At 62.4% G+C, this 23,996-nt stretch carries 21 protein-coding genes; 9 read left to right on the forward strand and 12 right to left on the reverse strand.

The window, feature by feature from the left end; translation table 11 throughout:
- Positions 1-4: 4 nt before the first annotated feature.
- From LB533_RS14135 to LB533_RS14150, 4 genes are read left to right on the forward strand one after another with little or no spacing between them, the layout of a single operon-like run.
- The gene (locus LB533_RS14135; RefSeq protein WP_224677407.1) at positions 5-1,558 is read left to right on the forward strand and encodes an FAD-dependent oxidoreductase; all 1,554 of its coding nucleotides are present in this window, start codon (positions 5-7) and stop codon (positions 1,556-1,558) included.
- Complete coding sequence (locus tag LB533_RS14140) at positions 1,558-2,163, forward strand: cupin (protein WP_224677408.1); 606 nt, start codon at positions 1,558-1,560, stop codon at positions 2,161-2,163. The genes LB533_RS14135 and LB533_RS14140 overlap by 1 nt, the downstream gene beginning before the upstream one ends.
- A 13-nt stretch (positions 2,164-2,176) precedes the next feature.
- Positions 2,177-3,181, forward strand: a complete 1,005-nt coding sequence (locus tag LB533_RS14145; protein WP_224677409.1) for an ATP-dependent DNA ligase — start codon at positions 2,177-2,179, stop codon at positions 3,179-3,181.
- 52 nt (positions 3,182-3,233) lie between these two features.
- Positions 3,234-4,184: a DUF72 domain-containing protein gene (locus LB533_RS14150; RefSeq protein WP_224677410.1), complete on the forward strand. Its 951-nt coding sequence runs from the start codon at positions 3,234-3,236 to the stop codon at positions 4,182-4,184.
- A gap of 2 nt (positions 4,185-4,186) precedes the next feature.
- Here the strand turns inward: LB533_RS14150 and LB533_RS14155 are convergent, their stop codons facing one another.
- The 3 genes from LB533_RS14155 to LB533_RS14160 form a co-directional block, all read right to left on the reverse strand.
- Positions 4,187-4,957: a M20/M25/M40 family metallo-hydrolase gene (locus tag LB533_RS14155; RefSeq protein WP_318012441.1), complete on the reverse strand. Its 771-nt coding sequence runs from the start codon at positions 4,955-4,957 to the stop codon at positions 4,187-4,189.
- Positions 4,849-5,301: a hypothetical protein gene (locus tag LB533_RS29875; protein ID WP_263487510.1), complete on the reverse strand. Its 453-nt coding sequence runs from the start codon at positions 5,299-5,301 to the stop codon at positions 4,849-4,851. The genes LB533_RS14155 and LB533_RS29875 overlap by 109 nt, the downstream gene beginning before the upstream one ends.
- A gap of 72 nt (positions 5,302-5,373) precedes the next feature.
- A complete protein-coding gene (locus LB533_RS14160; RefSeq protein ID WP_224677411.1) occupies positions 5,374-8,754 on the reverse strand; it encodes a DEAD/DEAH box helicase in 3,381 nt (1,126 codons plus the stop codon).
- Positions 8,755-8,895: 141 nt separating this feature from the next.
- On the opposite strand from LB533_RS14160, the gene LB533_RS14165 reads away from it, so the two are divergent.
- The 4 genes from LB533_RS14165 (at position 8,896) to LB533_RS14180 (ending at position 14,621) form a co-directional block, all read left to right on the forward strand.
- The gene (locus tag LB533_RS14165) at positions 8,896-9,285 is read left to right on the forward strand and encodes a PAS domain-containing protein (protein ID WP_263487511.1); all 390 of its coding nucleotides are present in this window, start codon (positions 8,896-8,898) and stop codon (positions 9,283-9,285) included.
- 10 nt (positions 9,286-9,295) lie between these two features.
- Positions 9,296-10,528: an alpha/beta fold hydrolase gene (locus LB533_RS14170; RefSeq protein ID WP_224677412.1), complete on the forward strand. Its 1,233-nt coding sequence runs from the start codon at positions 9,296-9,298 to the stop codon at positions 10,526-10,528.
- 381 nt (positions 10,529-10,909) lie between these two features.
- Positions 10,910-13,012 carry an FAD-dependent oxidoreductase gene (locus LB533_RS14175; protein WP_224677413.1) on the forward strand — a complete coding sequence of 701 codons (2,103 nt, stop codon included), beginning with the start codon at positions 10,910-10,912 and terminating at the stop codon, positions 13,010-13,012.
- 70 nt (positions 13,013-13,082) lie between these two features.
- Entirely contained in the window at positions 13,083-14,621 is a 1,539-nt protein-coding gene (locus tag LB533_RS14180; RefSeq protein ID WP_224677414.1) for a trimethylamine methyltransferase family protein, read from the forward strand.
- A 67-nt stretch (positions 14,622-14,688) separates the two neighbouring features.
- Here the strand turns inward: LB533_RS14180 and LB533_RS14185 are convergent, their stop codons facing one another.
- From LB533_RS14185 to LB533_RS14195, 3 genes are all read right to left on the reverse strand, one after another.
- The gene (locus LB533_RS14185; RefSeq protein ID WP_224677415.1) at positions 14,689-15,312 is read right to left on the reverse strand and encodes an HD domain-containing protein; all 624 of its coding nucleotides are present in this window, start codon (positions 15,310-15,312) and stop codon (positions 14,689-14,691) included.
- A gap of 33 nt (positions 15,313-15,345) precedes the next feature.
- A complete protein-coding gene (locus tag LB533_RS14190) occupies positions 15,346-15,510 on the reverse strand; it encodes a Rieske (2Fe-2S) protein (RefSeq protein WP_224677416.1) in 165 nt (54 codons plus the stop codon).
- A gap of 211 nt (positions 15,511-15,721) precedes the next feature.
- Positions 15,722-16,807 carry an amidohydrolase family protein gene (locus LB533_RS14195; RefSeq protein WP_224677417.1) on the reverse strand — a complete coding sequence of 362 codons (1,086 nt, stop codon included), beginning with the start codon at positions 16,805-16,807 and terminating at the stop codon, positions 15,722-15,724.
- A 167-nt stretch (positions 16,808-16,974) separates the two neighbouring features.
- Between LB533_RS14195 and LB533_RS14200 the strand changes: the two genes are divergently transcribed.
- Positions 16,975-17,820, forward strand: a complete 846-nt coding sequence (locus tag LB533_RS14200) for a LysR family transcriptional regulator (protein WP_224677418.1) — start codon at positions 16,975-16,977, stop codon at positions 17,818-17,820.
- A 72-nt stretch (positions 17,821-17,892) separates the two neighbouring features.
- On the opposite strand, the gene LB533_RS14205 is transcribed toward LB533_RS14200, so the two are convergent.
- From LB533_RS14205 to LB533_RS14230, 6 genes are read right to left on the reverse strand one after another with little or no spacing between them, the layout of a single operon-like run.
- Positions 17,893-18,570, reverse strand: a complete 678-nt coding sequence (locus LB533_RS14205) for a TetR/AcrR family transcriptional regulator (protein WP_224677419.1) — start codon at positions 18,568-18,570, stop codon at positions 17,893-17,895.
- A gap of 43 nt (positions 18,571-18,613) precedes the next feature.
- The gene (locus LB533_RS14210) at positions 18,614-20,161 is read right to left on the reverse strand and encodes an ABC transporter substrate-binding protein (protein ID WP_224677420.1); all 1,548 of its coding nucleotides are present in this window, start codon (positions 20,159-20,161) and stop codon (positions 18,614-18,616) included.
- A 16-nt stretch (positions 20,162-20,177) separates the two neighbouring features.
- The gene (locus tag LB533_RS14215) at positions 20,178-21,206 is read right to left on the reverse strand and encodes an ABC transporter ATP-binding protein (protein ID WP_224677421.1); all 1,029 of its coding nucleotides are present in this window, start codon (positions 21,204-21,206) and stop codon (positions 20,178-20,180) included.
- A complete protein-coding gene (locus tag LB533_RS14220; protein WP_224677422.1) occupies positions 21,203-22,168 on the reverse strand; it encodes an ABC transporter ATP-binding protein in 966 nt (321 codons plus the stop codon). The genes LB533_RS14215 and LB533_RS14220 overlap by 4 nt, the downstream gene beginning before the upstream one ends.
- Positions 22,165-23,052 (reverse strand): ABC transporter permease, encoded by an 888-nt coding sequence (locus tag LB533_RS14225; RefSeq protein WP_411970886.1) that lies wholly within the window; start codon positions 23,050-23,052, stop codon positions 22,165-22,167. Before LB533_RS14225 ends, LB533_RS14220 begins: the two co-directional genes overlap by 4 nt.
- The gene (locus LB533_RS14230) at positions 23,036-23,986 is read right to left on the reverse strand and encodes an ABC transporter permease (RefSeq protein ID WP_224677424.1); all 951 of its coding nucleotides are present in this window, start codon (positions 23,984-23,986) and stop codon (positions 23,036-23,038) included. The genes LB533_RS14225 and LB533_RS14230 overlap by 17 nt, the downstream gene beginning before the upstream one ends.
- Positions 23,987-23,996 lie beyond the last annotated feature (10 nt).

A 23,996-nucleotide genomic window follows, 5' to 3' on the forward strand; every position in this document is an offset into this window, starting at 1 on the left:
CGGCATGAACGCGCTTGACGAACAAACCCGATCGCTCTGGATGAAGGTCGACGTCTATCGTGATGCGCCGCGATTCAGCGGCAAAGAGAGCTGCGACACCGTCATCATCGGGTCCGGGATCGCCGGGTTGTCAGTGGCCTACGAGCTTGCCAGCGTCGGTCAAAAGGTGATGGTCATCGATCGCGGCCCGATCGCCGGCGGCATGACATCGCGGACCACGGCGCACTTGGCGCCAATTTGCGACGACGGCCTGAGCGCGCTGATCAACTTGCGCGGCGAAGAGACGGCGACACTATTTCAGAAAAGCCAGGAGGCAGCGGTAGCGCGCATCGAGCAGAACGTTGCCGAGTTGGGGATAGATTGCAATTTCCGCAGGCTGGACGCCTTTCTGTTTCCGGCGATGGGGGTGGACCCCAAGGAGGCCCGCGATCAGCGACAGGAGGAATTCGAGGCCGCCCAAAAGGTTGGCGCGGCCGCGGAACTGGTCACCGGCGTGCCGCTCAAAGGTTTCGAAAAGGCGCCTGTGCTTCGTTACGCCAATCAGGCGACCTTCCATCCGCTGCGATATCTCCGGGGATTGTCCACGGCAATCCGCGACAAAGGCGGACGCATCTTCGCCAACAGCCCCGTGATCTCGGTTGAAGAATTGCCGGAGGGCGGAGTGCGCGTCTCGACCGAAAACGGTGGTGTGATTGAAGCGGCGACTGCCGTTGTCGCCACAAACTCGCCGATCAACGATCGCTTCGAACTGCACACCAAAATGTCGCCCTATCGCACTTATGCGATGGCCTTCGCCTTACCGCGCGGCGATCTGCCCGATGCGCTGTTCTGGGATACCGGCGACCCCTATCACTACGTACGGATCAATCCCGGTCCGGGCTCAGTCGATTATCTGATCGCCGGTGGCGCCGATCACAAATCCGGCGAAGCCGACGATGGCGACATACGTTTCGAGGCGGTCGAGGCATGGATCCGTGCCCTCATTCCGACCCTCGGCAAAAAGGTGAACCGCTGGTCGGGGCAGGTCCTCGACACGATCGACTACTGCGCCTTCATCGGGCTCAATCCCGACAGCAAGTCAGTCTATGTTGTCACCGGCGACTCCGGGCAGGGCATGACGCATGGCGCGCTTTCCGGCCTGCTCGTCAGGGACCTAATCTTGGGTAACGAGAACCCGTGGACGTCGGTTTATGCGCCATCGCGCAAAACGCCCTCCGGCGTACTTAACTATGTTCGGGAAAACCTGTCCGCAGTCAAAAATCTCGGCCGCTATCTGCTGCCGGGCGAATTGAAGTCACCGGACGAGCTGGCGTCTGGACAAGGGGGGATTCTTCGCGAAGGCCTCCACAAAATCGCCGCTTGCCGCGACATGGGCGGAAAGCTTCATCTTCATTCAGCCGTCTGCACGCATTCCGGATGCGAAGTGGCCTGGAATTCCACCGAGCAGTGCTGGGACTGCTCCTGTCACGGGTCGCATTTTGCTTCCGATGGGACCGTACTCAACGGCCCTGCGGTCGCCCCTCTCCGCCCAGTCGACGCGCCGACCGGAGAGACATGATGTCCATACTCGAAAGCGCAAAGAAGATCGTCGAGAAGATGACGGGCTGGCAGCGGCCCTCGAGCGACGATTTCGATCGGTTGGTCCGCTCGCCCAAGGCGAACACTTTCGGTTTCGAGGATGACGGCATCATTCCCAACCACCCGTCATGGCCGCTGATCGTCTATCGCGGCGTGGCGATGTTGCCTGCCGATTTCGATCCGGCCGCAATCTTTGAGGACCTCTTCGCACGCAATGGCTGGCAAGGGTCCTGGCGAAACGGCATCTACGACTATGTGCATTACCATTCCCGTATTCATGAGGTCCTTGGGATCGCGCGTGGAACGGGGAAGGTGCAGTTCGGCGGCAAGCGTGGGCGCTCTCTGACAATCAAGGCAGGCGACGTCGCCATCTTGCCGGCGGGCACGGGCCACGAGTGTCTCGACGCCAGCGACGACTTTTTGGTCGTCGGCGCCTATCCGCCGGACGGGACCTACAACGAATGCAGCAGCAGCGAAGACCATGCCTGCGCGGTCAAGACCGTTCCGAAAGTCGCGAAACCCCGACAGGATCCCGTCTACGGTGGCGACGGTCCGCTTATCGACCTTTGGAAAGCACCTCGCTGAGCGCGGACGACAGATGAGCACCTCGGCCCCATTTCCCCTGCCGACCGACACGGCTCCCATGGAAGCCAAACGTGCTGACGCCATCCCGGATGATCAGGGTGTCTGGCAATACGAGCCCAAGTGGGACGGATTTCGCTGCCTGGCGTTCAAGGCTGGCGATGCGGTCGACATCCGCGCCAAGTCCGGAAAGCCGCTCGCACGGTATTTTCCTGAGCTTGTCGAATTCTTACGCAACCTGTCGGGGGCGCAAATCGTCATCGACGGCGAGATCCTGATCGGATGCTGCGGCGAGTATTCCTTTGACGCCTTACAGATGCGTCTTCATCCGGCCGAAAGCCGCATTCGCAAACTTGCGGCCGAGACGCCCGCCAAGCTGATGCTGTTCGATATGCTGGCTGATCAAACCGGACAGATTCTCACCGACCGGCCGCTCTGCGAGAGACGTGCCGCGCTGGAGGCGTTGGTCAAATCCATAGGAAACGCGGGTATCGAACTTTCTCCTGCGACTTTGGACTTAAAACAGGCCCAAAAGTGGCTGCGGGACTCAGACGGCAAGACCGACGGTGTGATCGCGAAGCAGCTCGACGGTCCATATCTGCCTGGCGAGCGAGCCATGGTGAAGGTTAAGCGGATGCGGACGGCCGACTGCGTCGTCGGCGGCTTCCGCTATCTTGCGGAGAGGCGTGAAGTAGGATCCTTGCTGCTCGGTCTCTATGACGAGGACGGCAAGCTCGACCACGTCGGCTTCACCTCGACTATTTCCAACGACGAACGGGCCGCGCTGACCGGCCGTCTGGAGGCATTGCGCGAATCGCCAGGTTTCACGGGCAACGCGCCTGGCGGGCCGAGCCGCTGGAGCACGGAGCGCAGTAGCGAATGGGAGCCGCTGCGGCCGGAACTGGTCGTCGAGGTCCGTTTCGATCATGTGACAGGCAACCGTTTCCGGCATGGCACGAAGCTGCTGCGGTGGCGACCGGACAAGGCGCCTCGCCAGTGTACGTTCGACCAGTTGAGGTAAGACAACTCGGAGCTATTGGCCCTATTCCCGTTGAGAGGGCAGAGGTCATGCAATGGGCATCAGCGCCGCGAAGAGAGAAATTGGGCTCGAAGAGCGACGCGAGCGCCGCCGGCTGCGCCGTGAAAAGCAGCGCGCCGACAACATTGGGCGCGCGGAGAAAATGCACCTCGCGCGCTTGGCGGCGAAAGAGCCGGGCAGCTCACCTACGCAACTGGCGAACTCGTATTATGTCGGCTGCTCCGGATGGTTCTACTGGAAATGGCGCGGGAATTTCTATGCGGCCGAGATGTCGACATCTGAATGGTTCAATCATTATGCGCAGCAGTTCGACACGGTCGAGATAAACGCATCCTTCTATTCCTGGCCGACCGTCGCAAACGTCAAAAGCTGGCTTCGTCAGCCAGGATCGCGCACGTTCGTCTACACCGTAAAGGTCTGTGAGTTGATCACACATATCAGGAAGTTCGAGGACACCGAGACCCTGGTCAAGGACTTTGGACTGATTGCTGACATCCTTAGCGAACGGATGGGCTGTTTCCTATTCCAACTCCCGCCGAGCTATCATTTCACCGAGGAAAGGCTCATCGCCATTCTCGGCCAGCTTGATCACACACGCCGCAACGTCGTGGAGTTTCGTCATAAAAGCTGGTGGAACGAGACCGTCTATTCCGCTTTCCGGGAGAAAGGCACGATATTCTGCTCTTGCAGCGGTCCCCGACTTCCGGACGTTCTGGTTCGCACAGCCGACGAGATCTACGTGCGAATGCACGGCCCGGAGCGCTGGTACCGGCACGACTACACCGACAGCGAGCTGATCGAGTGGGTCGAGCGGATACGCAAAAGCGGCGCGCGGAGAGCCTGGGTCTATTTCAACAACGATTACGAAGGCTTCGCGCCCAAGAACGCTTTGACCATGCGACGACTGCTCGGACAGGCAGGCTTCGATCAAGGCCGAACCGATTCCTACATCGCGTCCGCCGATAACCCGCTCACCACGGTGTGAAATCAAGTATCCGGACGGACCCGTCGACAATACTCGCAAACCAGCCGGATGGTCGCTTCCACGTCATCGATGCAAATTACTTCGGAGGGCGTGTGCCTATAGCGCAAGGGCACCGAGAGGAGCCCCGTCGCCACGCCGCCCCGATTCGTTTGGATCAGACGCGCGTCGGTCGGGCTTTTGTCCCCATAGGCCTGGAGCTGGTCAGGGATTCCGTCCTCGTCTGCTGCGGCTTTCAACAGGTCGAACACGACGGGATTGGTACTGGGGCCTTGCGAAATCCCGGGGCCCCTTTCCCAAATCCAGACGACCCTGATCTTCGGGTCTGGCACGTGGGTAGTCCATGGCAACCCCATATCGATCGCCAGTGCCGTATGAGGCTGCAGATTGAACGCTGCCGTCGTCTGGGCGCGCCGCAAACCTATCTCTTCCTGCACTGTACCCAGCGCGTAGAGGCCGACATCCGGATGCAGACCGCCTTCTTCCCTTAAGCGGCGGACGACTTCGCCGCCAATGAAGAGACCTGCCTTGTTATCGAAAGCACGAGCTACGGCTCGATTACCCATCAACCGGGCAAACTCGGCTTGCAATGTGACCGGACTGCCGATTTTGACGACGGTTTCAGCCTCCTCCCGTGAGGTCGCGCCAATATCGATCCAGAGATCCTTCAACGACGGCGTTTGGCTGCTGTCGGCCTGTTTGAAGGTCTGAATGGCTTTGCGCCCGATAATCCCTTGCAGCCGCTCGCTACCATAGACCCAGACCCGTTGTCCGATCTCGGTGGCGACGTCGGTGCGCCGATCGTATTGAAGAACAGGAAACCGTCGTCGTGGATGTAATGAACAATAAATCCGATCTCATCCATGTGCCCAGCATACATGATCCGCATGGACGCCTCGGGGTTGATCACCGCCGAAACGTTGCCCATGACATCGGTCGTCACCTTGTCTGCAAATGGTTCGACGTAGTCTCGGTGCAGCTTGGCGACAGGTTGCTCGAAGCCGCTTGGGGATGGCGTCGCGATGATCGCCTTCAGGAAGTCGAGTGAATGATCGATCGTCGTAAAGGCTCCTACCAGAGCCCCAATTCTCCACCCTGATGTTAGTTCCGCTGGACGCAAGGACGGCGCGCTGTGGCCTAGGTTGGGTCAGACAAGGCGTTGAGGATCCTCAGGCAGTTTTCGGGCGCTGTACTACGATGACGCGGGTTCGCGTTTCTTGCCCTGCGTTGCCCCGATTGCCTCAGCTTTCTTACCCACCAGCGATGCTTTCACCAAGTCCACTGCCGCGGAGAGCCGCTCCGGTCCAGGTTTGCTGGCAATTCGAACCACAAAACGATTGCCCTTTCGCGTGCAGTCGGGCCGCTTCTCCAGCCGGGCACGAACATGCGGGTCGACGCGCGCGAACTCGATGGCAATCGCGACAGGTCCGGCCCCAATTTTGACGATGCCGGCCGCGGCCGCGGAAAGCTTCAGTCGCGCAAGATCAAGGAGCGTGATCGCTTCAGGCGGCAGCGGCCCAAACCGATCCTCAAGCTCGTCCGCGAAAGCATCGATCTCGGCCATGCTCTCGAACCGCTGCAGGCGGGAATAGAGGTTGAGCCGGACCACCGGTTCGGGAACATACGCGCTCGGAAGAGTGCCTGAAAACTCCAGATCAATCACCGGCTTCAGGATCGAGCGATCCTTGCCGCGGGCCTTGTCGACCGCGAGCGCCAGCAGCCGTTGATAGAGGCTCAAGCCGATCAGCTTCATATGACCTGCCTGTTCCTCGCCAACCAGATCGCCGGCACCCCGCAGGTCGAGGTCGCGTGCGCTTATTGCAAGCCCGGAGCCTAGACGGTCGAATGCGAGAAGCGTCGAGAGTCGTGAGCGCGTTTCAGAGGAGATATCCTGGCCCGGCTCGGTCAGCAGATAGGCGTGGCCTTGCGCTCTGCCTCGTCCGACCCGTCCTCGCAACTGGTGCAGTTGCGCCAGGCCGAACCGATCCGCGCGAAAAATGACGATGGTGTTGGCGCGCGGCACGTCGAGCCCATTCTCGATGATGTTGGTCGACAAGAGTATGTCGGCATTGCCATTTGCAAAGGCGACCATCGCCTCGTCCATCTCTGCCGCCTTCATGTCACCATGCGCAACGAGAAGCGAGAGATCCGGCACCAAACGGCGCAAAACGTCTGTTGTCGGTTCGATGTCCTCGATCCTGGGGACGACACAAAAACTCTGACCGGACCGCCGATGCTCGCGGATCAACGCCATCTTGACCGACGCGGCATCGAAAGGAGCCAGCTCGGTTCGAACGGGCCGCCGTCTTGCCGGCGGCGTGGCGAGAAGGCTGGCCTCCTGAACACCCACCATGGCTGCCGCAAGCGTGCGCGGTATCGGCGTGGCGCTCATCGACAGCACGTGCAGTCGGGAAGCAAGGGCGCGAAGTTGCTGCTTCAGCTTGACGCCAAAACGATGTTCCTCATCAATAACCAGTAACGCCAGGTCGTTGAAAACTACGTCCTTCGCAGCAATCGCCTGTGTTGCGACGACAATTCTGATTGAACCGTCGGCGAGGCCCGACTTGACCTTTTTTGCCTCGGCATCGCCCACGACGCGCGAAAGAAGCGCGACACTCACTCCCATGTTTTCAAACCGCCGGGAGAACGTTTCGAAATGCTGGCGCGCCAGCACTGTGGTCGGGGCGACGACGACGACCTGTCCGCCATTCAGCGCGACGATCGCCGCGGCGCGGAGCGCCACCTCGGTCTTGCCGAAGCCAACATCGCCACAGATCAGCCTGTTCATCGCGCGGCCAGACGACAAATCGTCGATCACGGAGGCGATCGCCGCGGACTGGTCCGTGGTTTCAGGATAGGGGAAACGGGCAGCGAACCGAGCATAGCTGCCCCGTGGCGGATTCATGACGCGAGCTCCGCCTTCATCGCGTTCGTTCGCCAACCGAATGAGCTGTTGCGCGGCCTCTTCAATCTCGCCATCCAATTGCTGGCGGCGCCTTGCCCAGCCGTCTCCCTTCAGCCGATCAAGGGTGACGGCTTCCTCATCCGCTCCGTAGCGCCAGATGCGCCCGAATTCCTCGACGGGCGCCAGAAGCGTGGCGCCGCCGTTAAACTCGAGCCGGACAGTGTCGGTGACCGTGCTGTTCACCTCGACTGGTTCCAGGGCTCTCAGCACCGCAATGCCGTGATCTTCGTGGAGGACCACGTCGCCGATCCGCAATTCGGCTTCTTCCGCTAGCGTCGCTGCTTGGAAGTCGGTCTCGTTCAGACGCGTCCCGAGAACATTCACGGTGGCCAAGACGGCGACTTTGTCAGATTGATCGACGAAGCCACCATCTATATCGACTTCGAATTTCACGACGCTGCCGGGCTTGCCATCGAGCGCCTTTGTCCAGCTTTCGGCCACGCCGACTTCCAGCTTCGTGCGACGGTCCAACGCCTTCTCAAGACGGCCAAGTTCAGAGGAAGTGCCAGTCAGTACGACCCGCTGGCCTTGCTCCTGTTTGTCGCGGACGAACTCCGCCGCCGCCTTGGAGGGACTGACCTCAACGACAAAGTTAGGCACTGCCGAGACGCCATCCAGGTCCAGTTCGGCGCGACGATGCTTGATTGCCGGGTCCAAATCAGAGCGATTAAGGTAAAATCGCTCAGCGGTGGGCTTCCTTCCCATCTGCTTGTCGCGGGCATGCCGGGCATCATCGATCAACGCGATGGCGGCATCGAAACGCTCTTCTACGCCCGGACCGACAACAATCCGAGACGTGGGCAGTATACCGAATACGCTGTCCAGTTCGACGCCTGCGCCCAACATCCGCGTTTCGAAACTCTGCGCCGATTTGGAGGCTTCCTCAGTTGTATGAGGCAGACACTCCGTTGAAGGTGCGAGAACGATGGCTTCGATGAGCGTGTCGGTGCGTTGGCTCAGCGGATCGTAGGAGCGGATACTGGCGATAGCGCCATTCTCCAACAAGATTCGGTACGGCTGTGGCGCACCAGGAGGGAAAACGTCCAAACCTTGACCCAGCAATGCAAACTCGCCGGGCTCGTCGACCCGGTCATCCATCAGATAGCCGGACGCCAGCAACTGATCCCGAAAAGCCTCAATCTCCAGGGGCTCGCCGGTGGTGAGAGTGACGAACCCGCGGGCGATGGCATCGACGGGTAGTATACGCTGGAGTACTGCCTCTGGTGACATGACGACCAAGCGACCCCGAGGACCTGCTTGTTCAGACATACCGACCAGCGCGGCGGCCCGTCTTCCCATGCTTTCGCGCGATGGCTGGATCCGATCATAGGGAAGACAGTCCCAAGGTGGCAGTAGGATAACTTGCACATCCGGCATGAAGGATTTGAAAGCGGTCGAAACCTCCTCGGCCTGGCCTTCGCTCCGCGCGATGAACACCAAGCCGTCAGGTCCCGCTCCCTGGACGTGTCCGATGAGCCGCGCGGCAAAAGCCGAGGCAGGTAGACGAGAGGATGCTCCTGGTCGCTCAACCGAGGGGAAGCCCGCTCTCGAAAGCGTGGGCGAACCGGTCGCGCCGACGGCCAATCCTGTCGATTTCTTCCGCTTCATGGACATCTCATTCGAGTAGGGCCGGCTTCAACAAACTTCCCGGCGATGTGTTCCCGCAGTTGAGTGAACTGTCGCTCTGAGTCGTGAAACGTTTTGGGCCTCTCGGCGTTCAACATGGCTGCTTTCAATTGAGAATCACCCATGCACAAAGAAGGCCATTCCACTGTTCACGGCGATACCCCTGCCGCGATGACAGAAGATGCGATGCTTGATCGAGAGAAATTGGCCGCCACGGCATTTCAGCGGACCCGAATGCCCATGGTCGTCACGGATGCCACCCAACCCGATTACCCAATTGTGCTAGCGAACCAGGCCTTTCTGAACCTCACAGGCTACGAGGCGAACGAAGTGCTCGGACGCAACTGTCGCCTTCTTCAAGGTCCTGCTACTTCGCCTGCCGCGGTCGCCGAAATCCGCACAGGGCTGCAGGAAGAGCGCCAGGTAGATGTCGAGTTGATCAACTACCGGGCGGAGCGGGACGGATGTTCAGTATCGTGTTGTGGGACTTCTATTTACTGGAACGGAAAATGAGGTTTGCGAGATGAACCCGCTTTTCATCACCATGGCCAATAGGCGGTCAGCCGTCATCGTCGTTGCCTTATGTCTGTTGCTGGCTGGCAATCTCGCTGCGCGAGCGCAGGACGCGTTTTATCAGGCTTCGCCGCAAGAGGTCCTGGGACCCCCTGGAACCATTATCCGGCAAGAGCAGCTGTTCGCTGGCCTTTTCCTTTCGGCGAAAGCCTACCGCGTGCTCTACAGATCGACCGGGCTCAAGGGCGAACCGATCGCAGTCTCCGGCACGATCGTGGTTCCGACGGGAGCAGCGCCCGCCGCCGGAAGGCCGATTGTGGCGTGGGCGCATCCGACCTCGGGCATTGTCCCGCGCTGCGCGCCATCGCTCGCGTTGTTCAAGTTCCAGCAGATACAAGGTCTGCGCGACATGGTAATGCACGGCTACATCGTGACGGCGACCGACTATCCGGGTCTCGGCACGCCCGGTCCCCATCCTTATCTCGTCGGAGTGAGCGAAGGCCGCGCGGTGCTAGATTCTGTGCGTGCGGCTCGAAACCTATCGGGCGCGCAGGCCGGATCAAATGCTGCAGTCTGGGGGCACTCGCAAGGCGGCCAAGCCGTTCTGTACGCTGGCCTTTTGGCGAAGCGATATGCGCCTGAGCTGCGCCTGGTCGGGGTTGCGGCGGCTGCACCTGCGACTGATCTAGGAACCCTACTGTGCGATGATTTCGCGACGCCGGGCGGCAAGAACCTTCTCGCCATGACGTTGTGGTCCTGGGCACGCGTCTTCGGCGCGCCCATCGACAATGTCGTCCTTCCAGCAGCACGGCCTGTGGTCAACCGCCTCGCCGAGGATTGCATAGAGTCGCCTATTGACATCAAGCCGCGGGCTGAGATCGGCAAAGAGCTTCAGCAGCGCTTTCTGCGGGTCAAGAATCTGACCAGCCTGCAACCCTGGCGGTCGCTGCTTGCCCAGAATACAATCGGCATTCTCCCCGGCAATATCCCGATTTTTCTGGCGCAGGGGGAGGCCGACACCACCGTCGATCCCGGGGTAACCCAACACTACGCAAAGCGGCTTTGTGCGGCCGGCAACCCGGTCCAATTGGTGATGATGCCGAAAGTCGGGCACGCGCTCGCTGCCGATAGAAGTGCTAAAGCGGCGGTCGAATGGATGTCCGATCGGTTCATGGGGGGAGCCCCGCCGAACAACTGCGGAGCTGACGGCAGTCTAACCGGGTGCACAAACTCGTGTAAGTAAACTAGCCGTGCCCATGGAGCTCTGTGCCCTCGGTGGAATCCTTTTCTTTTGGAGAACGGGTTTCATAGGATTTCGAGTCTCTCGGTCATGACTTTGTTCGTATAGCAAGACCGCTGCACATCGAGAGGGAGCCGGCGCACACCGGGGCTCCTCTTTCGATCTACATCTGTTGCCACCGTGACATATCCGATAATTGTCGGTCAAACTGTCTGTTGTGATGCTGATGGTTGGCGACGGCAGCGAGCAATGCTCCTGTGAAGACGGTCGCGCCAGCGGCAATTGACTGAGCTCGCGCGACGGGCTCGCTTTGACCATTGCGTTCGAGAACGATCTCGATTACGTTGTTGAACGATCGTTCAACAGTGCATCCGAGACGCCGCAATGCCGTGCAACCCCCGTTACGAAATCCTGTTCGAGCCGGTAACAATAGGGCCTGTCACCGCGCCGAACCGCTTCTATCAGGTGCCGCATGCAAGCGGGATGACCAACGCGCTGCCGCGCGTTCGCGCGGCATTTCGCGAAGCCAAGGCCGAAGGCGGATGGGGCGTGATCTGCACGGGGGCCTGCTCTATCAATCCGACATCGGACGATGCGCCGCTGCCTTTCGCGACGCTATGGGACGACAACGACATCCGCGCTCACGCGCTGATGACGGAGGCCGTGCACCGCCATGGATCTCTTGCCGGCGTGGAGCTATGGCATGGCGGCGCATCGGTGATGAACCGGACAAGCCGCCTGCCGCCGCTGTCGCCATCCGGCATTCCGTGGATGGCCACGCATGTCGGCTTCATGGGCAATCTGCGGCCGAAGACGATGGACAAGGCCGATATCAAGGAGGTGCTGAGATGCCAGGCCGAAGCGGCACGCAAGGCGCGCACGGCCGGCTTCGATGTTGTCTATGTCTATGCCGGGATGGGCTATCTCGGCTACGAGTTCCTGCTGCCGGAATACAATCATCGCGTCGATGAATATGGCGGCTCGATCGCGAACCGTGTCCGCTTCGTGCGCGAGATGATCGAGGTGACGAAGGATGCGGTGGGCAAGGATTGCGGTGTCGCGCTTCGTGTGAGCCTCGAAGAACTGCGCGGCCGGCCCGGGCGCAACCAGCCTTCGGAAGCCCATGAGCTGATCGAACTTCTGGCCGACCGGCCCGACCTGTTCGACGTGAAGATGGACTCAAGCTCGACGGATTGCTCAGCCTCGCGCTTCACCGGCGAAGGCAGCCACGAGCCGGTGATTGATTTCGTCAAGTCGCTGACGAAGAAGCCCGTGGTCGGCGTTGGGCGCTTCACCTCGCCGGACACGATGGTGTCGCAGATCCGACGCGGTGTGCTCGACTTCATCGGCGGCGCGCGGCCGTCGATCGCCGACCCCTTCCTGCCTGCCAAAATCCGTGACGGCCGCGAAGTCGAGATCCGTGAATGCATCGGCTGCAACATCTGCATTTCGAGCTGGCACGACGGCGTGCCGGTGCGGTGCACCCAGAATCCGACCGCCGGCGAGGAATGGCGGCGCGGCTGGCATCCCGAACGCGTCGGGCGCGCCGGCAGACCCGAACGCATCCTCATTGTCGGCGGCGGACCGGCCGGGCTCGAATGCGCCATGACGCTCGGCCGCCGCGGCCATGAGGTGATGCTAGCCGACGCCAGCCGCGGCTTCGGCGGGCGGCTGATCTTCGAGAAGACGTTACCAGGGCTGTCAGCCTGGAATCGTGTCGTCGAGTACCGACTGGGCCGCATCGGCGAGATGAGCAATGTCTCGCTCTATCCCGAGAGCACGCTCGGCTCCGACGAGATCATCGATCTGGCACCGGAGCGCGTGGTGCTGGCGACCGGCGCGCGCTGGACGAACATGCTCTATTCCTCGATGGAAATCCCCGTCGGCCGGCTCGACCATCAGCGCGTGCTCACACCAGACGACATCGCCGCCGGCAGGATCCCAGAGGGCCCGACGCTGGTCTTCGATTTCGACAACTACTACATGGGCGGCGCCCTCACCGAGGATCTGGCAGCCCAAGGCATCCCGGTCAGCTATGCGACACCGTCCGGCCAAGTGTCGGCATGGACCATCATGACCAACGAATTGCCGCTGGTGCACCGGGCGCTGGCGCGCCGCAACGTGCCGGTGACGACGCTGCATCTGCTGAAATCCTTCGACGGCGAGACGGCGACGCTGGCGCATCTGTTCACCGGCGAAGAGACCCGCATGGCGTGCAGCTCGGTGCTGATCGTCGGCCTGCGGTTGCCGCGAAACGAGCTGTTCGAAGCGCTCACCGAAAGGGCGGACGCGCTCGCGGCGGCCGGCATACAGAGCGTCGATCGCATCGGCGATACGCTGGCGCCCGGCGCCATCGCGCACGCGGTGCACAGCGGCCACAAGCTCGCCCGGGAGATCGGCGCAAAGATCCGCTGGCAGCCTTACCGCCGCGACACGCCGATCGTCGATGCGGTGGCAGATTTCGAGATGCGGACGGCAGCCGAATAGAGCAATTCCAGGAAAGGCGTGAGGCGCTTTTCCGTTGGGAATTGCGTCAAACAGGGAGGTCCAGAAAGCCATGGAGCGTATCGCTGCACGTCGCAGGCCCGGTCGCCCGCAGCGCGAGGTCGGCGGCATCGCGCAGCGACCGTGGAAGCAGCTGACGCGGCCCTACGCGCCGATCGAGGTCCTCTCTGCCGACCAGGTGCAGGCGATCCATGAAATGGGGCTCACCATCCTCGAGGAGATCGGCATGCGCGTGCTGCAGCCGCGGGCGCGCCAGCTCTATCGTACCGCCGGCTGCACTGTCGATGAAGGCGAGATGCGCGTGCGCTTCGACCACGCCATGGTGATGGAGCGCGTCGCCATGGCGCCGTCATCATTCGAGCTGCGCGCCCGCAACCCTCAGAAGAACGTCAAGGTCGGCGGGCGGCACTGCATCCTGTCGTCGGTCGGCGGGCCGGCCTATGTCATGGACAATGACCGCGGCCGCCGCCCCGGCACCTACGCCGAGATGTGCGACTACCTGAAGCTCATCCAGTCGTTCAACGTGCTGCATCAGGAAGGCGGCGGACCGTTCGAACCGCTCGACCTGCATCAGAACACCCGCCACCTCGACCTCTACTATGCCGAGATCACCTTGCTCGACAAAAACTGGCAGCCGCAGGCGCTGGGTCATGGCCGCGCCGTCGACGCGCTGGAAATGGTGGCGATTTCGCTCGGCACGACGCGCGAAAACCTGACGCGGGAAACGCCGGTGTTCACCGGCATCATCAACACCAATTCACCGCTGCAGCTCGACGAGCCGATGGCCGAAGGGCTGATCGCGCTGGCCGAGCACGGCCAGGTCAACGTCATCACGCCCTTCACGCTGGCCGGGGCGATGAGCCCGGTGACGCTTGCCGGCGCGCTGTCGCAGCAGCATGCGGAGGCACTGGCTGGCATCGTGCTGACGCAGATCGTTCGACCAGGGGTGCCGGTGATGTATGGCGGCTTCACCTCAAATGTCGACATGAAGACCGGAGCGCCCGCCTTCGGCACGCCGGAATACACGCAGGCCGCGCAGATCACCGGACAGCTCTGCCGGCTGATCGGCGTGCCGTTCCGCTCAAGCAACGTCACCGCCGCCAATGCGGTCGACGCGCAGGCGGCTTACGAGAGCGCGATGTCTCTGTGGGGCTGCCTGATGGGCGGCGCCAACCTGGTGCTGCATGCGGCCGGCTGGCTCGGCGGCGGGCTGACCGCATCGTTCGAGAAGCTGGTGATCGATGCCGAGATGCTGCAGATGATGTCGGCCTATTTCGATCCGCCGGTCGTCGATGTCGACACGCTAGCGCTGGACGCGGTGCGCGAGGTCGGTCCAGCCGGGCATTTCTTCGGCGCGGCACATACCATGCAGCGCTACGAGCGCGCCTTCTATTCGCCGCTGGTGTCCAATTGGGACAATTACGACACCTGGATGGAACGCGGCCAGATCACCGCGCGTGAACGGGCCAACGTGATCTGGAAACGCATGGTCGCCGAATACGAGCAGCCGCCGATCGATCCCGGCATCGACGAGGCGCTGCGCGACTATATGGAGCGGCGCAAGCGCGAAGGCGGATCGCCCTTGAACTAAGGGGAACCTTCCGGAGAAAAGCGGCGAGACTGGCCTGGGCACTCTCCTGGAAAATGTCTCAGCCTCGCTACATGCCCGACCGCTCGGCGGCGGCCGCGTCATCCGACATCGCAATGCGCATTCCGGGCCTGACGACAGCGGGATCGTGGCTCTTGCGGGCGAACACTTCCCGCACCAGCGGCGCGAAGAAGTTCAGTGGCCGCGTCGGATAATCCGGATCGAAGCTCGACTGGTCCCACTTCTCGCAGAACTCGGCGCAGTCGTCGAAATAGGCGTTGTCCCTGAACGCATCCCGCTTGTGCGGATTCGCACCGACATGTGCGCCATAGTAGATCAGCTGGAAATCGCCATGCTTTTCCACCACCCGGGCGCATTGCTCGCGTACGAATGGACGCAAGATGGCGGCCGCATGTTCGTCGTGATTGTAGGGCGCGTAGATGTCGCCGATGTCATGCAGGAGCGCCGACACCACCCAGTCGATATCCGCGCCGGCATTCCAGGCACGCGTGGCGGCCTGCAGCGAATGGCCGAGTCGCGTCACCTTGTAGCCCGATAGCGATTTGTCGAGTTCGACCATCGCCGCCAGCAGCCGGTCGGCCGTGCCGGCGGCGTATTCGGTCTCATGTTCGGTCAGGAAGGCATAGTCCTCGCGGTCGCCATCCTTCATCTGGGTGAACTTCACGGTTTCCATTGTCGAAACTCCAAAGTTTACGGCACATTGCGGTCAGCGGCGCATTTCGAGATAGAGGTCGTCGCCATCGACATGAACGGGAAAGGTGCGCGCCCTGAGCTTCTCGTCGACAAGGCATTTGCCGGACCGGATATCGAACTCCCATCCGTGCCAGGCGCAGCGAATGAGCTCTCCGGCGCGCTCATAGACGAATTCCATCTTGTCCGTTTGCCGATTGGTGCCCGATACCGGCCCCTCGCATAGATTGCCCGCCCGATGGGGGAGATGTTGAGCAGCGCGGCATAGCCACCCTCGAGCTGGAATATGCCGACGCGCATGCGGCCGATGGCGACGATCCTGGGTTTGCCCGCAGCGACCTCGGCGGCCTTGCAGGCAAAGGTCCGCGCCGCAGCGGTTGCGGCGGCGCTCATCAGGCGACCCTCACGGCCGCCGCTGGAACCTCGATGCGCTTGTAGACCTCCAACGCATTCAGCCCCATGATCTTATCGCGCCAGCCCGATGGGATGTGCAGATTGGTCGGCGCGTCAAAGTCCCAGTGCGGGTAGTCGGAGGCGAAAAGCAGCGTGTTCTGGCCGTCCATGTGCTCCAGCGTTTCCCACAGATGCCTGACGTTCTGGGGTTGCTCCAACGGCTGGGTGCTGAAGCGGATGTTGCGGCGGCAATATTCCGAGGGCAGCATCTTCAGCCACGGCGTCTCCTTTCGCAGCGCCTTGAAGTTGGCATCAAGCCGCCACATGAGCGAAGGCACCCACGACACGCCGCACTCGATCACGACGAAATAGAGGTCGGGATATTTTTCGAACACGCCGTTGGAGATCATGCTGACCACATGGGTCATCGCCGGCTGGCTGAGCAAGGCGTGCGTTTCCCAATAATAGGTGGTCGGGCCGCTGGCGACCGCGTTGTGGTTGACGCCGCCCTGCCCGCCGAAATGGATGGCGAAGGGCAGCCCGACCTCGGCGCAGGCTTTGTGGATCGGATTGTAGAAGGGATCGCCATAGGGACGTTGCGAGCCGTGGCTCGCCAGGACCTGGACGATGTCCTTGTGGCGGCCGAGACGCCGAATCTCGGCCGCGGCGCCATGGGGATCGGTAGGCGAAATGATGATCGATCCCTTGAAGCGGCTATCCTTCGGCAGCCACCAGTCGATCATGTAGTCATTGTAAGCTTTCACCAGTGCGTTGGCATAGTGGTAGTTGGCAAGAGTCGAGGCTTCCAAGGGCTCGTCGGCGGTGAGGATCGCAACATCGATGTCATAGAGATCGAGGTGCTTCTCCTTCATGATAAGGTAATTGTCGTCCTCGGTCTCCGGGCGGATGTCGTGCCTCGAGAACCCTTCCGGGTGCAGCCACGGACGGTGACCATGCGGGAAGCTTCCCCTGGGTCCGGGCTTCTCGCCGCGCATCAGGAAATCGCGCCAGTAGGGTTCGAGATAGGGCAGCAACACCTCGGCGCTGGACCAGTAATTGTGAACGTCGGCGTCGACGATGAACATGGATGTCTTGCCTGGGTGGGACGAGAGTTGCGGCAAACGTGCGCCTCCCAGGCAGAGCCGGCAACGCAGCCAGCGGCGGGACGTTAATCGAAGAATCCGATTACCCGTTGTCGAACCGGCCCGAAAAACGTTAGCCATGAGAGAATTGCTGGCGCTGGATAGCCGAGATGCAGATTGAACTCTTGGACACATTCCTGGACCTGATCGAAAGCCGCAACTTCAACAGGACGGCGGAGCGCCTTGGCATCACCCAGTCCACCGTTTCGAGCCGCATCCGCACGCTTGAGACACTGCTGGACAAGCAGCTCTTCATCCGCGGCAAGAGCGGCACGGAGCCGACCGTCGCCGGCCTGAGGTTCGAGGAGCATGCGCGCGCGGTCAGGCTGCGCTGGCTCGACGCCCGCCGCGAAATCCAGGCGGTCGGCCAGTTCGACCGGCTGATCCGCATCGGCATCCAGTTCGAGCTTTATGAACGCGTGCTGGAACGATGGCTGGAATGGGTGCGTGCGACGCTGCCCAAATTGGCGATCTATGTCGAGATCGACTACTCCAACCAGATGATCCTCGATCTCACAACCGGCAGCCTCGATCTGGCGGTGCTCTATTCGCCGCAGCACCTGCCGGACATGCATTACGAGCAGATCGCCGAGGAGAATTTCGTCATGGTATCGACGCGCGGCCTTACCTTCGGCGCAGTCACGCCGGCCGACTATATCCGGGGCAACTACTCGGCCTTCTTCAACCGGGCCCATCGGCAGATGCTGCCGGAGCTTGAGAACACCCCCGTCTCGACCGGAAATGGCGGCGCCGTCGCCTATCTCCTGCGGAGCCGGGGCGGCACCGCTTTCGTCACCGAGACGGTGGCGACCAGATTGCGGAAGGAGGGCGTGGCGGAGTTCGTCGCCGATGCGCCGAAGATTTCACATCCCATCTATTCGGCCGTTCATGTCAGGCACCATCATTCCCACACCCATGTTCGCCTGCTCAAGGCGCTCAGGCAGATGACCGGATAGCCGCTGTCCAAGAAGCAAGAAAGGTTGAGGCAGCCTTGCGCGGGAAGGTGCAAAGTAGCGCTGCCCTCACATTCAACTGTCCCGCAGCGGTCCGACCTGTGCTTCGAGCATCTCGAACCCTGCCGCCTCCGCCGCCTGCGGCGTCACCACGCTTTCGTCGAGGCACCATTCGAGCCAGAGCCCGTCGACCAGCGCAATGAAATTGCGCGCCAGCGCGGGAGCGTCGACCTGCCTTCCGCGCTCAACGGCAACCGCCGCGATGTCCTCGGCAAGTTCCGCGCGGTAGGCGTCATAGAGCTCGCGATGCGCCTCCTTGAGCCGCGGGTTGACGGCGATCTCACCCCACAGCGACAGCCAGATCAGCAGGTTCTCGCGGCTGAAATATTCCGGTGCGAAGTTGGACCGCACCAGAGCGGCCAGCGCGGCCTCGGGAGGCCAGCCGGACGCCTCGGCGCGGCGGCGCTTGGCTTCGTCGATCTGGTTGTTGACGCTGGCATAGAGCGAGGATTTGTAGACCTCGACCAGCAGCCCATCGAGGCTTTCGAAGTGGTGGTTGATGAGACCGCGCGAGACGCCGGCCTCCTTGCAAATGCGATCTATGGTGAAGGCGCCGATGCCGCCCACGGACAGGCACCGCGTCGCCGCCTCGATCAGCATGGAGCGGCGCACATCGGCCTGTTCGCGGCTGAAGCGCGGCGCCTTCTTCGCACCGCGCTTCGTTTTTGCAGCTTCCGGTTGGGCTTGCGTCATGCAACCCAGCTAATCGATTGCGCCGATCCTGTCCATCGAGCGTTCACGCCGTCTTCTTGAACAGCACAGGATTGGGGTGACCGTCCGGATAGATGACGGGTTCGAACGCGGTCTTATGGATGGCGACCAGCGGCTGGTGACAGATAAAGACGAATCCGCCGGACTGTTCCATCAGATCCTCCATGCGGTTGGACAAGGCGATGCGCTTGGCCTCGTCGCTTTCTCCAACCAGTTGCTGATAGCTGGCCTCGAATTCGGGACTGTCGAAGCCGGACCAGTTGTAGGCGCCGATCTGGTCGGGGCGGAACCAGACCAGGTTCTCGGATGGATCGACGCCGCCGGCGAAATCCATCAGCGCCAGGTCGATGTTCTTGTAGCCGTCGCCTTGCGTCTTGTCGCCTACGCCCCAGAAGGCGGCTTCGTCGTAGGGCTGGATCTCGACCTTGATGCCGGCTTGCCCGAGGCTGGCCTGGATGATCTGCGCGGTTGCAGTGCGGATGGAATCATTCATCACCGTCAACGTCAACGTCAAGTCGTTCACGCCTGCCTCGGCGAGCAGCGCGGCGGACTTTTCATAGTCGGGCGCCGCGATCAGATTGCTCGGGCGCGCGAATTTCGTGCCGGGCTGGACCACGCCTGTGGAGCGCTTGGTGAGGTCGTCATAGACGCCGGTCAGGATCTGTCCGACATCGACGCCATACTGCACGGCTTGCCGCACCTTCAGATCCTTGAGGCGCGGGCTCAGCATGTTGATCGTTAGCCAGACATAGCGGGTCGACTGCGCCTCGATCAGTTTCGTATTGGCGGGCGGTTTGGCCTTGACGGCCTTGGTCGCCGAAATGGCGATCTTGGTATAGTCGAAGGCATCGGCCTCGTAGGCCAATTGCGCCGCCTGATCGTCGGCTACGACATAGATCTCGACCTTGCCGAAATCCGGCTTCGGTCCCGGCCAGTCCGGATTCGCGGTCAGCGTCACCTTCTGCTTCTGCTGCCAGTCCGAGAAGAGATAAGGGCCGCAGGTCGCCGGGGGCTCGGTGGTGAATTTGCCGCCCGCCTTCTCGGTGCCGGCCCGGCTGATGACGTGGCCGCCATAGTAAGGCAGGCTGGTGACGAAGATCGGCTGGTAAGGATCCTTGAGGTGGATGATGCCGGACCTGGCGTCGGCGACCTCGACACGGTCCAGCTTCTCGAATTGATAGGCCCAGGGCGACGACAGCTTCGGGTCGGCTATGCGCTCGTAGGAGAATTTCACGTCTTCGGCGGTGACCGGGCCAAGGCCGTTCGACCATTTCAGCCCATCGATCAGGGTGAAGGCGATGGTCTTCGGATCCTTCAGCTCGAGTTTCTCCGCGCCCCAGAGCGACCACGGCGAACCTTGCCTGAGATCGCCGAGCCGGTTCAGCGACACATAGATGCCACGCATCATGACGTCTTCGATGCCGCCGATCATGAAGGCGGGATCAAGCGTCTGCAGGTCGCCTTCCATGCGGATGCGCAGCGTGTCGCCGGCCGCCGACCAGGCAAATCCCGGCTTCATCGTCAGGCCGGCGCCCAACACGCCGGCGGCTTTCAGGAATGCACGTCTGTCCATGGTCCATTTCGTCATCTCAGTTTCCCCTTTGGTTTGCGGAAGCCCGTGTGACGGCCTCCCGTTCTTGCCCGCCGGTCTGCAGCGGGAAATGGCATCGCACCAGGCGATCGGCGCCCATCGGCCGGTAGACCGGCGGCTCGGTCTTGCAGCGGGATTGCACGAGCGGACAGCGCGTGTGGAATTCGCAGCCGGAAGGCCGGCGGAACACGCTCGGGATTTCGCCGGTAATGGCAAGATTGTGGCTGCGCCGGCGTGGATCGGGGATCGGCTCGGACCGGATCAACGTCGCGGTGTAGGGATGCAATGGGGCGGAGAAGACCTCTTGCGTCGGTCCTGTCTCGACGAGCCGGCCGAGATACATGATGGCGAGCCGGTCGCTGACATGGCGGATCATCGCCAGATTGTGGGTGACGATCATGGTGGCGAAGCCGAGCTCGCGCTTGAGTTCGCCGATCAGGTTGAGCACATCGCCCTGCACAGAAACATCGAGCCCGGCGGTCGGCTCGTCGGCAAGCAGCAGATGCGGTTTCATCGCAAGCGCCCGCGCGACGCCGACCCGACGGGCCTGCCCGCCCGACAGTTCATGCGGAAAGCGGTCGACGAAGGAGGCCGGCAAGCCGACCAGCGCCAGCAGGGCTTTCGCCGCCGCGCGCCGGTCCGGTATCGGCAGCCCCTGGATGACCTGCGGTTCGGTGAGCAGCGTGCCGACACGCAGGCGCGGGCTGAGCGAGGCGACCGGATCCTGGAACATCATCGCCGAGCGCCGGCGCATGGCGCGAAAATCGGACCGGGTCGCGACCTCCCTCCCCTCGAAGACGATGCGGCCGGCCGCAGCCCGGACGAGGCCGAGAATGGTGCGGGCAAGCGTCGTCTTGCCGGAGCCGGATTCGCCGACCAGCCCAAGCGTCTCGGCCGGCATCAGCGACAGCGTGACGCCGTCGATGACGTTGAAGCCCGGCAGCGGGAGCGGATTGACCAGCCGGTCGAGCAAGCTGCTGCGAACGAAGCTGACCGACAGGTCCTCGACGGCAAGCAGCGGGCTCATGGCGTCACCGCATGGCAGCGGGCAGCATGGCATGCGGTGAGCTTCACCAGCGGCGGCGCGATGGTCTTGCATGGCGCGAAGGCCCCGCCACAGCGCTGCGCGTAAACGCATCCCGGTGGTGGTTGGGTCAGGCTCGGCAATGACCCGGGAATGGTCGGCAGCCTGTCCAGCCGATCATGGAAGCGGGCGGGATCGCAGGCGAGCAGCGCCTGGGTATAGGGATGGCGCGGATCGTGGAAGATCGCATCGACCTCGCCGCCCTCCACCACCTCGCCGGCATACATGACATAGACACGATCGCAGAGCTCGGCGATGACACCGAGATGATGCGAGACGACGATGATGATGCCGTTATATTCGCGCCTGAGCTCTCGCAGCAGATGGATGATCTGCGCCTCCATGGTGACGTCGAGCGCGGTCGTCGGCTCGTCGGCGATGAGCAGGCCGGGATCGGTCAGCAAGGCGGCCGCGATCGCCACGCGCTGGCGCATGCCGCCGGAAAGCTCGTGCGGGTAACTGCGCATGCGCCGTTCGGCATCGGCGATGCCGACGCGACCGAGCATGGCGGCGATGCGCGCCCGCTTTTGCGCGCGGCTGAGATCCTGACGGTGGTGCTGGAAATCGATGAGCTGGTCGCCGATGGTCAGCACCGGGTTGAAGGCTGTCATCGGGTCCTGGCCGACCAGCGCGATCTCATCGCCGCGCAGCAGCCGCTGGCGATGCGCGTCGAGCTTTGCCAGGTCGACGCCGTTGTAGCGGATCGCCCCGTCGATGCGGGCGTTGGCCGGCAACAGGTTGGCCAGAGCGGTGACCAGCGTGGACTTGCCGCAGCCGCTCTCGCCGACAATGCCGATGACCTCGCCGGGATGCGCTTCGATATCTACATTGCGAAGGGCGTGCACGCTACCGTGCGGCGTCTCATAGCGGACGCTTAGACCGCTGGCGGCAAGCGAGCCGCTCATGCCGGCCTCCGCAATTGCAGGCGCGGGTCGAGATAGTCGCGCAGGCCCTCGCCGAGAAAGGTGAAGCCGAGCGTCGCCAGCACCAGCGGCAGACCGCCGAAGATCACCATGAACGGTGCCGAGCGGATGCTGGTATAGCCGTCATAGAGGATCGAGCCCCAGGACGGCGTCGGCGGGCGCACGCCGAGGCCGAGGAAGCTCAAGCCGGCCTCGACCATGATGACGACCGGAATGTCCATCGACAAAAGGATGATCAGCGGACCGACGACGTTGGGCAGGAGGTGGATGAAGATGATGCGTGCCGCACTCGCGTCGAGCAGACGCTCGGCAAGGATGTAGTCGCTGTTCTTCAGGGCCAGCGTCTGGGCCCGGATCAGCCGCGCGTAGCTTGGGAACGACGTCGCGGCGATGACGATGATCAGCGTGCCGGTACCGGCGCCGAGCACGGTGATGATGGCAAGCGCGAACATGATCATCGGCAGCGAATTCATGCTGTCGAAGCTGAGCACCAGAATGGCGTCGAGCCAGCGCGGACCGTAGCCGGCGACGAGGCCGAGCAGCAGGCCGACGGCGCCGGCTATGGCCACCGAGACCATGGCGATGGTGAGCGCCGTGCGCGCGCCATAGATGACGCGCGACAACAGATCGCGGCCGAGATGGTCGGTGCCAAACCAGTGCTCCGACGATGGCGGCTGCAGCTTGTGCAGCACGTCGATCTTGACCGGTGAGTAAGGCGCCAGCCAGGGCGCGAAGATCGCGGTGACAAGGAAGCCGGCAACCAGGATCAGCGCCACGCGGGTGAAGGGGTCGGCGAGCAATGCGCGCAGCAGCACAAGCCGTTGTCGATCGGGCCTGGATGGAGAGGCCTCAGCCACGGAAGACATCACGGACCCTAGGGTCGAGCCGCGCGATGAGAAGATCGGCAGCGATGGTGATGGAGACGTAGATGGCGGTCATGATCAGCACCGTGCCCATCACGACCGGATAGTTGCGGGTGCTGACGGCGTCGGTGATCAGCTTGCCGATGCCGGGCCTGGCGAACACTGCCTCGACGAAGACGGCGCTGGACAGGATGCTGCCGAGGCCGACCGCGACCAGCGAGATGGTCGGGATGATGGCGATGCGCAGCGCATATTTGGAGACTATTTTCCATTCCGGCAGGCCGAAGGAACGCGCGGTACGGATATGGGGCTCGCCCATCACCTCCATCATCGAGGCGCGCACCATGCGGGCGATATAGCCGATCCAGCCAAGGGCGATCGCCGCCGCCGGCATGACCAGCGCCTTGGCCTGGCTGAAGAGATCGCCGGCCTCGCCCGCCCCGATGGCCGGCAGCCAGCGCAGCGTGACGGCAAACAGGAGCAGCGAGTAGATGGCGACGACGAAGGAGGGCACGGCGATGACACCGACCGAGAGCACGCCGATGGCGGCATCGGCGGCCGTGCCGCGCCGCATCACCGACAGGCAGCCGAGCGGCACGCCGATCAAGAGCGCCACGGTGAGCGCCGTCAGCCCCAGGACAAGCGTGTTCGGCAACGCTTCCAGGACCAGCGTGGAAACGGGCCGGTTCGACCAGACATCGTAGCCGAGATTGCCGGTCAGCGCGTTGCGGAAGAATTCGACGATCTGCCACCAGACCGGCTGGTCGAGCCCCATGCGCTCGATCAGCAGCCGCTTCAATTCCGGCGTGGCGCGCGGACCGAGCGCCACGGTCGCGGGATCGCCCGGAACCAGGAAGACGGCAGCGTACATGGCGACCATGACGAGGACGAGGATGAGGAGACCGAGACCGATGCGCTTCACTGCGTATGCGAGCATGGCCTCCCCT

The organism is Mesorhizobium sp. BR1-1-13 (assembly GCF_020165515.1).
Lineage (GTDB): Bacteria > Pseudomonadota > Alphaproteobacteria > Rhizobiales > Rhizobiaceae > Mesorhizobium.